Annotated in this window: 11 protein-coding genes; 1 reads left to right on the top strand and 10 read right to left on the bottom strand. The window is 66.4% G+C overall.

Translation table 11 applies throughout. The annotated features are described in order from the left end of the window. Nucleotides 1-151 precede the first annotated feature (151 nt). From FG13_RS27815 to FG13_RS27790, 6 genes are all read right to left on the bottom strand, one after another. Entirely contained in the window at nt 152-1,108 is a 957-nt protein-coding gene (locus tag FG13_RS27815; RefSeq protein ID WP_035826402.1) for an esterase/lipase family protein, read from the bottom strand. Next, nucleotides 1,105-2,739 (bottom strand): GMC family oxidoreductase, encoded by a 1,635-nt coding sequence (locus FG13_RS27810; protein ID WP_035826399.1) that lies wholly within the window; start codon nt 2,737-2,739, stop codon nt 1,105-1,107. Before FG13_RS27810 ends, FG13_RS27815 begins: the two co-directional genes overlap by 4 nt. Before the next feature lie 7 nt (nt 2,740-2,746). Next, the gene (locus tag FG13_RS27805) at nt 2,747-3,274 is read right to left on the bottom strand and encodes a hypothetical protein (protein WP_035826398.1); all 528 of its coding nucleotides are present in this window, start codon (nt 3,272-3,274) and stop codon (nt 2,747-2,749) included. A 72-nt stretch (nt 3,275-3,346) separates the two neighbouring features. Continuing rightward, nucleotides 3,347-4,552, bottom strand: coding sequence for an MFS transporter (locus FG13_RS27800; RefSeq protein ID WP_235211820.1), 1,206 nt, complete (start codon nt 4,550-4,552; stop codon nt 3,347-3,349). 103 nt (nt 4,553-4,655) lie between these two features. Next, nucleotides 4,656-5,558, bottom strand: coding sequence for a LysR substrate-binding domain-containing protein (locus FG13_RS27795; RefSeq protein WP_035826394.1), 903 nt, complete (start codon nt 5,556-5,558; stop codon nt 4,656-4,658). After that, the gene (locus FG13_RS27790) at nt 5,555-6,319 is read right to left on the bottom strand and encodes an RNA methyltransferase (RefSeq protein WP_035826392.1); all 765 of its coding nucleotides are present in this window, start codon (nt 6,317-6,319) and stop codon (nt 5,555-5,557) included. Before FG13_RS27790 ends, FG13_RS27795 begins: the two co-directional genes overlap by 4 nt. Before the next feature lie 195 nt (nt 6,320-6,514). Between FG13_RS27790 and FG13_RS27785 the strand changes: the two genes are divergently transcribed. Next, nucleotides 6,515-7,297: an inositol monophosphatase family protein gene (locus tag FG13_RS27785; RefSeq protein WP_035826389.1), complete on the top strand. Its 783-nt coding sequence runs from the start codon at nt 6,515-6,517 to the stop codon at nt 7,295-7,297. A 76-nt stretch (nt 7,298-7,373) separates the two neighbouring features. Here FG13_RS27785 and FG13_RS27780 read toward each other — a convergent pair whose 3' ends face one another. The 4 genes from FG13_RS27780 to FG13_RS27765 are packed head-to-tail and all read right to left on the bottom strand — an operon-like array spanning nt 7,374 to nt 11,861. Then, nucleotides 7,374-8,312, bottom strand: a complete 939-nt coding sequence (locus tag FG13_RS27780; RefSeq protein ID WP_035826387.1) for a type II secretion system F family protein — start codon at nt 8,310-8,312, stop codon at nt 7,374-7,376. Nucleotides 8,313-8,330: 18 nt separating this feature from the next. Then, entirely contained in the window at nt 8,331-9,299 is a 969-nt protein-coding gene (locus FG13_RS27775) for a type II secretion system F family protein (protein ID WP_035826386.1), read from the bottom strand. A gap of 5 nt (nt 9,300-9,304) precedes the next feature. Beyond that, complete coding sequence (locus tag FG13_RS27770) at nt 9,305-10,651, bottom strand: CpaF family protein (RefSeq protein WP_035826384.1); 1,347 nt, start codon at nt 10,649-10,651, stop codon at nt 9,305-9,307. Nucleotides 10,652-10,700: 49 nt separating this feature from the next. Continuing rightward, nucleotides 10,701-11,861 carry an AAA family ATPase gene (locus FG13_RS27765; protein WP_035826382.1) on the bottom strand — a complete coding sequence of 387 codons (1,161 nt, stop codon included), beginning with the start codon at nt 11,859-11,861 and terminating at the stop codon, nt 10,701-10,703. Nucleotides 11,862-11,867: the final 6 nt, after the last annotated feature.

The raw sequence follows: 11,867 nt of genomic DNA, 5'->3' as shown, positions 1-11,867 counted from the left end.
CAGCAAAAAAATTTCGCCGGCTGTCTTCTGACGTTAGCTTAATACAGTACGCCAGTGGAAAACAGCATTTTCTGCCCCGTGCGTTGTTAAACAGGGGCAACAGCAGAGTCAAAACAGACAGTCTTGTCATGCAGACAAAACACAACAGGACTCAGGCAAAATGGGGAGTAGATGGGGGTTGGGCGACTTCGTTCTTGATAGTGATTTCTTCCAGCAACTGGCGCAGCACGCGCGCATCGCTGGCCAGCGCCACGTGGCCGATGCCGCCGAAGGCGAGATTGCGCGCACCGGGCAGTTGTGCGGACGATTGCGGCGCGACGATATTGTCGTGATGCGAATAGATCGACGTGATCAGGGCGCGCGTCTCTGCCGTCTCGCTGGCGGCCAGTTGCGCCAGCCAGCCGCTCGGCGCGCCATCGATACGGCTCATCTGCCGCGCATTCGTCCCCGCCGCCAGGTTGGCCAGCGCCGTGCCGTGGTGCGGCGTGCCGATGGTGATGATGCGGGCCACGCGGGCCGCGCCATGCCGGCGCAGCCAGGCGCGCGCCACCAGGCCGCCCATGCTGTGGGCGACAAGAATCACGCGGTCGCTGCCCGTGCGGGTGCACAGCTCGGTGATGGCTTGCTCGACCTGCGGCACGAACGCCTCGATGTCGGCGTTGATCGGTTCCAGATCGACGCCCTCGTGCGCGATGCCGGCCCGCGCCAGCTGCCGGCTCAGCTTTGTCCAGTAGCCGCGGTTGCACACATAGCCGTGGATCAGCAGCACGGGCAGACCCTGGCCAGTGATGATGTCGGCCGCATGCAGGCGCGGACGCAGCATGCCCCACGACGACGTCCACAGGGTGGCGCGCAACTCGCCCAGGAACAGGCGCGCGGCACCCATGGCGCCCAGCTGGTATTCAGGCGGCACGGGGCTGCCCAGGCGCCGGCTTTCCAGGAAATTGCGCACCACGACCAGCGCGCGCACGGCCAGCAGTGTGGCCAGCGCCAGCAGCACGGCCAGCAGCGGCGAAGCGACGCCCCACGCCTGCATGGCCAGGTAAGCCACGCCCAGCACGGCCAGTACTTGCAGCAGCATCAGCCACTTGAGGATGCGTGCGATCATGCGGTCGCCGGAACGGGCACGGGCGCCGGCTTGCCCGTCAGCGCTTGCGCCAGGCCGCTGGCCAGGCGCGCGGCCAGCGCGTAGATCGTCAGTTGCGGATTGGCGCCTATCGAGGTGGGGAACAGCGAACCGTCGTGCACGGACAGGTTGCGCACGCCGTGATAGCGGCCATCGCTCGCCGTCACGCCCAGGCGCGCATCGTCTGACATGGCACAGCCGCCCATCACATGGGCCGACACCACGCGCGCCAGCAAGGCCTTCATCGGCAAGGCGCCGATGGCCTGTTTCGCCTGCACCCAGCTCGTGTAATGGCTGGCCAGCTCATGCACGGGATAGACGCTTTTCGCGCCGGCGGCGAACTGGATTTCCGCCATCGACAGCAGCGCGCGCCGCACGCCATCCCAGATGAACGGCGTGAGCGGATAGTCGAGCACGGGCGCGCCGAAACTGTCGATGGACACCGTGCCGCCCGCCGCATCATGGTGAAAGCCGTCGCGCAGCAGGGCCAGCAAGGCGTGCGCATGGGGGAATTCGCGCATCGTGCGCGCATGCTCATCGCCGAAACCACCCATGGTGGTGGCCATCAGCAGCGGGTGCAAGGGCGGCGCTTCGAGCTTGTAGCCGATGGGGCCATCGATGGGCGCCGTATGCAGAAAATGGTCGGAATAAATCGTCTGCGGCGCGCCCGCATAGGCATCGACCCTCTGCGGAAACAGGCCCGCCGAGACCACCGTCGGATGCAAAAAGGTGCGCCGGCCCAGCAAACCGTGCGGGTCGGGCGCCTGCGAGCGCAACAGCAACGCCGGCGAGTTGATGGCGCCGCCGGCCAGCACAAAGTGTTTGGCGCGCAGCGTCAGGCGCACGCCCGTCGGCACTTGCCCGGCGGCGTCGAGCGCCGTCACCTGCAGGCTGTCGACGCGCTCGCCCTTGAAGGTAAAGCGCTCGGCGCGCGCATGCACGAGCAAGCCCGCGCCCAGCGCCAGCGCGGCGGGAATCGTCGTCACCAGCATCGACTGCTTGGCGTTGGTCGGGCAGCCCATGCCGCAGTAGCCGAGATTCCAGCAACCGGCCACGTTGCGCCGGATGGCGGCCGTGGGTATGCCCAGCGCCTGCGCGCCACGGCGCAACAAGTCGTTGTTTTCATTCGGCGGCGCGGCCCAGTCGCTCACGTGCAGGCGCTTTTCCATCATGGCGAACCACGGCGCCATGGCATCGACGCCATAGCCGGACAAGCCGAAATGCTTGCGCCAGTATTCCAGGGTGCCGGGCGGCGTGCGAAAACTCGAGGTCCAGTTGACGGTGGTCGAACCGCCGACGGTGCGTCCCTGCAGGATATTGATCGCCTTGTCACGCGTCTTGCGGGCGGCCGATTCCTGGTACAGCGCTGGATAGGCCTGCGCTTCGCGCATCTTGAAGTCTTGCGACGACTTCAGGCCGCCCTCCTCGACGATCAGCACTTTCAAGCCGGCCAGCGCGAGGATTTCCGCCGTCACGCCGCCGCCGGCGCCGCTGCCGATGATGACGACGTCCGCTTCCAGGGTGCGGTCGGCGCTCAATGTGCTGGCGTCGGTGACGTTCCAGCCGGCGGCCACGCCGATGGCGATGGGGTCAGGAATGGGGGATGTACTCATGGATGCCTTATGCGCTCAGTTCGGGCAGCGGTCCCGGATAGCCGATGGCGGCCCAATGGGCGGCATCGGCATACCAGGCGCCGAGGATCAGGTCGTGCAGGGCCAGGTAGGCCGTCTGCAGTGTGGCCAGGCGGTGCGTGCGCCACGACTGCAGAAAGGCGCTCACCTGGGCGGGATCCGCGTCAAGCCAGCCGCCATGCACACCGGCGACGAAGCGCCGCGCGGGCGCCAGCGCCAGCAGGCCAAACAAGTCCTGCACCTCCTGCTGCGCCGCCAGCGGCAAGCCACGGATGGCCGTGTCCACGCCAGTGATGGCGCCATCGAGCGCCGCACCCCGCGCGGGGGCTTGCAGCGGCAGCGCGCTGCCCAGCATGGCCGGCACGATGGCCGCCAGCGCCGCGCGCGCCCCGCCATCGAGCATGAAGCGGCCAGGCGGCGCCAGTCCGCGCACGAGACGGTAGGCGGCGCCGCCGGCGGCCAGCACACCGGCGCCAAGCAAGCCCAGTTTCAGAAACGATCTGCGTTGCATCCCCATGTCTCCCCTTGTTTTGTACGGCCTTTTGCAGGCCAGTGTACGCCAAAGGCAGTGGGCGTTTGAACGCAAAAACTAGAGCGCAGAGTCTAGTTTGCGCGACTGAAACCACAGCAGCAGCATGGCCAGCAGCGCCGCCAGCGCGCCGCCGATGGCGATGCTGGGCAAGCCAAAGGCGACGATCAGCGCACCGCCGAGCGCGCCACCGGCCGCCGTCCCCGCATTGAAGGCGGCGATGTTCAGGCCCGCCGCCACGGCGTCGCTGCCCGGGCAATGCTGCTGCGCCAGGCGTAGCAGCCGCATGGTCGACAGGGTCACGAGGGCAAAGAAGAGCAAGCCCAAAGTGCCGGACAGGGCCAGCATGGCCAGGGGCTGGGCGCGCAACATATAAAACCCCAGCAAATTGAGCGCCAGCGCGGCCAGGGCCAGCACGGTGGAACGCAGCGCGTGGGGGCGGTCTGCGCACCAGCCGCCCAGCAGGTTGCCGCCGATGGCGCACGCGCCAAAGCACAGCATGGCGGCGCCCAGCCAGGCCGCATCGAGTCCGCCCAGCTGCAGCAGGAAGGGCGACACATACGTAAAGAAACTGAACGTAGCCACGCTGACCAGCGCCGCCACGCCGGCCGCCATCAGCAGGGGTGGCTGCAAGATGGCGCGCAGGCTGGCCAGCGCCGATACGGCGGCAAGCTGCTGGCGCGCGGCCGGCATGGCGCAGCGCAAGCCGGCGCCGCCGCACAGGGCCAGCACGCCGATGGCCGCAAATACCCAGCGCCACGACGAGACGGCGCCCAGCCACGTCCCCAGCGGCACGCCGCCGGCCAGCGCCAGGGTCAGGCCCAGCCAGACGATGGACAATGCCCGTCCTGCGCGCGACGGGTCGACCAGGCTGGTGGCCGCATGCGAGGCGACGGCCATGAACACGCCATGCGCGAGGCCCACGGCAAAGCGCACACCGAGCAGCGCGCCCAGTGCAGGCGCCGCCGCCATGGCCACGCTGCCAGCGGCCAGCACGAGCATGGTGGCCACCAGCACCTGGCGCGTGGGCCGGCGCGCCAGCATCGCCGTCAGGATCGGCGCACCGATGGCCGCCCCCAGCGCATACGCGGCAATGGCGCCGCCGGCCGCCGCCACGCTGGCGTGCAAGTCGCGCGCCATGGAAGACAGCAGGCCGGCGGCGATGAATTCAGATAAACCAAAGGCGAAGCTGCACAGGGAGAGCAGATAAATGGAGAATGGCAGCGTGGCGGACGGCAGCACTGTGCGCGAAGACATGGTAGACATGGCAGTTCCTGACAATCAAAAACGCCATGCTGGCCCCTGGGCCATCATCTGTAAAATATCTTATTTATCTTGAAATGAGACGCTTAACGTCTCAATTCAAGTCTCAATGCGAGGCAGACAGCCGCAACTGCGCCAGCAGCCGCTCGCGCACGGGCGACGTGCGTTGCGGATCCCACGCCATGTACAGGTCGAGCTGGCGCAACGCTTCGGGCGCATCGCTATGCACCGGCAGCATGACGACGCCGGCAGGCCTGGACGCGGCCAGGCTGGCCGGCAGCAGGGCCACGCCGAAGCCGGCCGCCACCAGTCCCAGCACCGTTTGCAAACGGCGCGCCTGTTGCGCCACGTGCGGCACAAAACCCGCGTGCAGGCACAGGCTGGCCAGCTGGTCGTGGAAACCCTGGCCCAGCTCGCGCGGCGAGGCGACGAAATCGTCACCGGCCAACTCCGCCAGGTCCACCCGCGTCAGCCCCGCGCAGCGGTGGTTCAACGGCAGCGCGATCACGATGTCTTCGCCCGACAGCCGCTCGAAGCGAAAGAGCGGCGTGCTGCGGCCCGGTGCGCGCAGCAGGGCGATATCGACCTCGTTCTTTTCCAGCCACTCGACCTGCTGCTGCGTCGACGCTTCACGCAAGGTGAATTGCACGGCGGGCGAGGCGGCGCGGAACGCGCGCAAGGCATCGAGTACGTGGGCGTACGGCGTGATGTGGATGAAACTCAGGCGCAAGTGCCCCTCGACGCCCTGCGCCACGCGGCGCGCAGCGGCCACGCCCTCTTCCAGGCTGGCCAGCACCTGGCGCGCCGTGGCCAGAAACGTGCTGCCGGCGGGCGTCAAGGCAACCTTGCGGTTCGTGCGCTCGAAAACGGGGTAGCCGAGCAAGTCTTCCAGCCGCAGTATCGCCTGCGACAAGGGCGGCTGCGCCATGTGCAGCCGTTCGGCCGCGCGCCGGAAATTGAGTTCCTCGGCGACGGCGATGAACTGGCGCAGCAGCCGGGTCTCTATCATGGGCCTTTTTTGGCGACCGCCAGGATATGCCGGGCGATGCCGCGCAGGATGTTGACTTCTTCCGTTTCCAGCCCCGTGCGCGAAAACAGGCGTTTCAGGCGCGGCATCAGTTTTTTCGGATTGTCGGCGTCGAGAAAATCGATGGCGACGAGCGCCTGTTCCAGGTGCGCATACATGCCGTCCACCTGCGCCAGGCTGGCCGCGTCGCCATGGAAACCGACTGGGCTGGCGGCTTGTCCATCGCCGAGGGCCGCCACGCGGCATTCATAGGCCACCACTTGCGCCGCCTGCGACAGGTTCAGCGAGGAATACTCGGGATTGGCGGGGATATTGATCAGCACATTGCACTGCTCGACGATCTCGTTGGGCAGGCCGAAGCGCTCGTTGCCGAAGATGACGGCCGCGTGCAGCTCTTCGCTGGCGGCCAGCTGGGCCGCGATGGCGCGCGGGGCCGTGACGGGCGGCGAGAATTCGCGCAATCTGGCCGACACGGCGGCCGCGTAATTGCAGCCTTCGAGCGCCTCGGCGATCGAACCGACGATGCGCGCGCCCGACAAAATATCCTGCGCGCCGCTGGCGAAGGCCACCGCTTCCGCATCCGTCAAGGCATCGGGAAAACGGGGGTTGACCAGCACCAGATCGGAAAAACCCATCGTTTTCATGGCGCGCGCGACGCCGCCAATGTTGCCAGGACGACTAGTTTCGACAAGAATAAATCGCAGGCGTTTGAAAAGAGACGTGTTGATTTCGGGCAGATTCATTTAAAATAGCGCTATTGCGCGGTATCGATACAGGAAATTTCGGGAAACGGAGTCACAAAACGCTGACTCCAGGCCGGGATTTTAACCACTTCGGCACCGCTCCGCTCTTTAATTCATTCTTGCACTCTATCGTACCGGCGCCGAAAGGCGACGCTGGGCGGTCGCGTGCTTTTAACGGAAGCTCACATGCACCCAATGCTCAACACGGCGATCAAAGCCGCCCGCCGCGGCGCCGCCGTCATCAATCGCGCCTCTTTTGACCTCGACCGCGTCGTCGTCACGGAAAAACAACATAACGATTTCGTCACCGACGTCGATCAGGCGGCCGAACAAGCCATCATCGAGGTGCTGTCCAAAGCCTACCCGGACCACGCGTTCCTGGCTGAGGAATCGGGAGCTTCCGCCAACTCGCACGACGAGAATGAATATCAGTGGATCATCGACCCGATCGATGGCACCACCAACTTTATCCACGGCTTCCCGCAATACTGCATCTCGATCGCTCTCGCGCATCGCGGCGTCGTCACGCAAGCCGTCATCTACGATCCGGTCCGCAACGACCTGTTCACGGCCACTAAAGGCGCCGGCGCCTACCTGAACGAAAAGCGCATCCGCGTCACCAAGCTGGACCGCATCTCGAACGCCCTGCTGGGCACCGGCTACGTGGCCGGCAGCGCCCGCGCGCTGGACGAATACCTGAAGATGTACGCGATCATGGGCGAACGCAGCCAGGGCGTGCGCCGTGCCGGCTCGGCCGCGCTGGACCTGGCCTACGTCGCTTGCGGCCGCCTGGACGGCTTCTACGAAAAAGGCTTGAAGCCTTGGGATATCGCCGCCGGCGCCCTGATGATCACGGAATCGGGCGGCATCGTCGGTGAGTTCAGCGGCGAATCGGACTACCTGTACAAGGGCGACGTCATCGCCGCCAGCCCGAAGATCTTTGGCCAGATGATTACCCTGCTGACGCCATTCGCCTGATTGCCAGGCAAGGGCTGATGTAAAGAAGCTGCCGGAGGAAACTCCGGCAGCTTTTTTTTCGCCTCTCAGCGATCTTTCAATTGCCGCGCATGGCCGGCAGCAGCACACGGTAAATCTGCAGGAACGCCGGCCCCATCAGCACGACCATCAGCGACGGAAAGATGAAAAAGATCAGCGGAAACAGCAGCTTGAGGGCGATCCTGGCCGCCGTTTCTTCGGCGCGCTGACGCCGCTTGGTGCGCAGCTGGTCGGATTGCACGCGCAGCGACGCGGCGATGCTCGTGCCGAAGCGCTCGGCCTGGATCAGCAAGGTCACCAGCGCGTCCACGTCTTCCACGCCCGTGCGCAGGGCCAGGTTGCGCAAGGCCTTGTCCTTGGCGCTGCCGGCGCGCAACTCCAGCGTCACCAGTTGCAGCTCTTCGGCCAGGACGGCGCTTTTCAGGCCGATTTCCTGCGCCACGCGCGCCAGCGCCGCATCCATCGCCAGCCCCGCCTCGACGCACACCGTCATCAGGTCGAGCGCATCGGGAAAGGTTTCGAACACTTCGCGCTGACGCTGTTTCAGGCAGTGCGACAGCCAGACATTGGGCAGGTAATAGCCAAGGCCGGCCGCCGCGACCAGCCACAACGGCATATTGTGCCCGCCCTGGCGCAGCAGAAAATACAACAGCAGCGGCAAGCCCACGAACAGGCCCGTCTTGGCCGCATAAAACAGGGCCGGCGCGGCCTGGCTGCGCCAGCCGGCATGCACGAAGCGGCTGCGGATGGGCGAACGTTCCCAGCCCTCGTCCGGCAGCGACAGCCTGGCCAGCGGGCGCGTCAGGCTGACGGCGTGCGCCACCCAGCGCCGCCTGGCATGGCGCTCGCGGTCGCCGGCGGCCGCATCGCCGAGCGCCTGCAGCCGCTCCTGCACGGCGCTGCCGGCGAACAGGCGCAGCACCAGCACGGCCAGCGCGAAAACAATCAGGAACAGCAGGCCCAGCAAAGCCAACTGCGCCGCACTCATGCCGCTCATCGTGTCTTTTCTTTCATGTCACACCCGGATATGGATAATTTTTCGGATGCCGAGCACGCCAACCATCAGCAAGCCCAGCGCCACGCCGACCATCTTGCGCCCGCCCGCATCCGTGTACAGCACGGCAATGAACTGCGGATTCATCACGTGCATCATCAGCGCCGCGCCAAACGGCAGCAAGCCCAGCACCCAGGCCGACATGCGCCCTTCGGCCGACAGCACGCGCACCTGGCCCAGCAGTTTCAATCGGTCGCGGATGATCGCGCTGATGCTGCCCAGCAATTCAGTCAGGTTGCCGCCCGTCTCGCGCTGGATCAGCACGGCGATGACGAAATAGCGCAAGTCCGTGCTGGGCACGCGCGCGGCCAGGTTGCCCAGCGCATCGGCCATCGCCACGCCAAAACTGACTTCGTCGAACACGGCGCGAAACTCGTCGGCCAGCGGCCCCGTCATCTCCTCGCCGACCATTTTCAGCGCGGTGGGAAAGGCATGGCCGGCGCGCATGGCGCGGCCCATCAGGTCGAGCGCGTCCGGCAACTGCTGCTCGATGCGCACCAGCCGCCGGCTCCTGGCCCGGCGCGCCAGCAGATACGGCAGCGCGGCGCCGCCCGCGCCCAGGCCCAGACGCACATACCATGGCAGCGGCAGCGCGCTGGCCAGCAGCAGGCCAACCGTCGCGCCCAGTGCGCAATAGCCGAGAAAGCCGGCCACCAGCCAGCGCATGCCCGCCTGCAGCAGCAGTTGCTCGACGCGCCGCGCGCCGGGCAAGCCTTCCAGCACGCCTTGCAGGAAGGGATAGACGCTCAGCGGGCGCTGCTTGGTGATCGACAGCGCCTGTTCGCCATCGCTGGCCGTATACATGGACTGCAGGCGCCGCGCCACCCGCGCCGCGCCCGGCCCCCGCGCCGCTTGCCACGCCAGCCAAACGCCCGCCACCAGCAGCAGGACGGCAAGGAAGAGGAACACATAGACTAGGTAGGAAAGCATGGCGGTCAGCGCCCCGCCGCCGTGGGCTCGAACAGGGCGGCCGAGACGCCGATGCCAAAGCTGTTCAGGCGTTCGAGGAAACGCGGGCGGATGCCGCTGGCCGAGAAATGCCCGACCACCGCGCCGCCCTCGGCCACGCCCGTCTGCCTGAAGCTGAAGATTTCCTGCATCGTGATGACCTCTCCTTCCATGCCCGTGATTTCCTGGATCGACGTGACCTTGCGCTTGCCGTCGATCAGGCGCGACACTTGCACCACCACCGACACGGCCGAGCTGATCTGCTGCCGGATGGCCTTGCTGGGCAGGTTGGCGGCCGCCATGCTGATCATGTTTTCCAGCCGCGTGATGGCGTCGCGCGGCGTATTGGCGTGGATGGTGGCCATCGAGCCTTCGTGGCCCGTGTTCATCGCGCCCAGCATATCGAGCGCCTCGGCGCCGCGCACCTCGCCCAGGATGATGCGGTCGGGGCGCATGCGCAGGGCATTGCGCACCAGCGCGCGCTGGCTCACCTCGCCCTTGCCTTCGATGTTCGCGGGCCGCGTTTCCAGGCGCACCACGTGCGGCTGCTGCAATTGCAGCTCGGCCGCGTCTTCCACCGTGACGATGCGTTCCGTATGGCCGATGAAGCCGGAAATCACGTTGAGCATGGTCGTCTTGCCGCTGCCCGTGCCGCCGGAAATGAGAATATTCATCTTCGCCTTGCCCAGGCCCTGCAGCACCTCGGCCATCTCGGCCGTCATGCTGCGGTAGGCGACCAGGTCGGCCAGGCGCAGCGGATCGACGGAGAAACGCCGGATCGACATCACGGGGCCGTCGATGGCCAGCGGCGGGATGATGGCGTTGACGCGCGAACCGTCGGGCAGGCGCGCATCGACCATGGGACTCGATTCGTCGATGCGCCGGCCCACGCGCGAGACGATCTTGTCGATGATTTTCATCAGGTGGGCGTCATCGTCGAAGCTGATGTCGGTCAGCTCCAGCCGGCCGCCGCGCTCCACATACACCTGCTTGTGGCCGTTAACGAGGATGTCCGACACGCTGGCGTCCGAGAGCAAAGTTTCGAGCGGCCCGAAGCCCAGCATCTCGTGCTGGATGTCGCGCGTCAGGCTCCGGCGCTCGGCGTCGTTGATGACCACCGCCTCTTCGTCCAGCAGGCGCTCGACCAGGCCGCGCAATTCTTCGCGGATGCGCTCCTGCGACAGGCGCTGCATGCTTTCCAGGTCGACTCTTTCGAGCAGCAGTCCATGGATGCGCAGCTTGAGGTCGCGGTAGCCGTGGTTGTCGATGGCGGCCGCGCGTTGCGGCGCGAGCGCGGCGATCTTGGCGCTGCCGAGCCGTTCGCGGATGGACAAGGCGGCGGTGGGGGAACTAGCCATGAAATGCTCCTGTTTAAAAGGTGAATCAGGCGCGCCGCAGAACACGGCCCAGCCAGCCCTGGCGCGCCGTGCTGGCCGCGCCGCCGGCCAGGCTGGCGGCGAACTCCTGCAGCGAGCGGGTGATCGGGCTGGCTTTGTCGAGCTGCAAAATCGGCATGCCCTGGTTGACGGAGGCGGCGGCCGAAGCGTAGTGATTCGGTACCGTGCGGTAGACGGCCGTGCCATACGCCGCCTCCAGGTCGCGCAGGCGGATTTCGCCGCCCTTGTCGTGGCGGTTGACGATGATGTGCACCTTTTCCTTCGCGTATTCGAGCGAGCGGAACATGCCCAGCAGGCGCTTGCCGTCGCGGATGTACGGCAAGGTCGCCTGCAGCACGGGAAAGATCATGTCAGCGTGGTCGAGGGCGCGCACGCTGACGGCGTCGAGGTTGCGGCCCACGTCGAGCACGATGAAATCGTACTGGCGCCTGGCTTGCCGGATGATGGCGTCGATGTGCTCGGGCGCCACTTCACTGGCGTGGGCCGGATCCTCGGGCGCGGCCAGCACGCTGTAGTTGGGCAGAATGTGCAGCATGCTCGATCCGAGGAACGAGGAGTCGAGCCGGTGGATGTCGCGCGTGACGTCGGACAGGGTGGCCAGCGGCTTGTTCTCGGAAACGAAGAGCGAGGCGTCGCCAAAATGCAGGTTCATGTCGATCAGCGCAACGCGCTGCTGGCCGCCGGCGGCCAGCGCATAACCGAGGTTGCTGGCAATGAAGGTGGCGCCGCTGCCGCCCTTGCAGGAAATGAAGGCGAGCACCTTGCCGTTGCCATGCTCGCGCCGCTCCAGCTTTTCCTCGATGCGTTCGAGCGCCGCATACAGACTGGCCGGCGCGGCGGGAAACGGCAGCACGTCGCGCACGCCCGCGCGCATGGCCTGCAGCAGGAACTCGGGCGCCTGCTGGTGGCACAGCACGATGAAGGCCATGCGCGGATGCAGGTTGCTGAGGCGCTCGATGGCGGCCAGGTCGGCGCCGTCGTTCGATGGACGGTCGAAGATCAGCACGTCGGGCAGCGACTGCGCCGCCAGCAGCGGTTCGAGCGAGTCGCCGCCAGCGCTGATCTCGTCGAGCCGGTTGCGGCTGCGCAGCAACCGTCCCAGTTCGGACAGGGTTTTTTCATCCCTGGAATGGATGGCGATTTTCACGATATG

It is taken from the genome of Janthinobacterium sp. RA13, from assembly GCF_000745325.1.
Taxonomy (GTDB): domain Bacteria; phylum Pseudomonadota; class Gammaproteobacteria; order Burkholderiales; family Burkholderiaceae_D; genus Janthinobacterium; species Janthinobacterium rivuli.
This window is presented reverse-complemented; position numbering and strand designations above follow the sequence as displayed.

Bases quoted from the DNA above. Each gene is read 5' to 3' on its own strand.
- FG13_RS27815 (WP_035826402.1), bottom strand. From the start codon at position 1,108: ATGATCGCACGCATCCTCAAGTGGCTGATGCTGCTGCAAGTACTGGCC.
- FG13_RS27810 (WP_035826399.1), bottom strand. From the start codon at position 2,739: ATGAGTACATCCCCCATTCCTGACCCCATCGCCATCGGCGTGGCCGCC.
- FG13_RS27805 (WP_035826398.1), bottom strand. From the start codon at position 3,274: ATGGGGATGCAACGCAGATCGTTTCTGAAACTGGGCTTGCTTGGCGCC.
- FG13_RS27800 (WP_235211820.1), bottom strand. From the start codon at position 4,552: ATGTCTACCATGTCTTCGCGCACAGTGCTGCCGTCCGCCACGCTGCCA.
- FG13_RS27795 (WP_035826394.1), bottom strand. From the start codon at position 5,558: ATGATAGAGACCCGGCTGCTGCGCCAGTTCATCGCCGTCGCCGAGGAA.
- FG13_RS27790 (WP_035826392.1), bottom strand. From the start codon at position 6,319: ATGAATCTGCCCGAAATCAACACGTCTCTTTTCAAACGCCTGCGATTT.
- FG13_RS27785 (WP_035826389.1), top strand. From the start codon at position 6,515: ATGCTCAACACGGCGATCAAAGCCGCCCGCCGCGGCGCCGCCGTCATC.
- FG13_RS27780 (WP_035826387.1), bottom strand. From the start codon at position 8,312: ATGAGCGGCATGAGTGCGGCGCAGTTGGCTTTGCTGGGCCTGCTGTTC.
- FG13_RS27775 (WP_035826386.1), bottom strand. From the start codon at position 9,299: ATGCTTTCCTACCTAGTCTATGTGTTCCTCTTCCTTGCCGTCCTGCTG.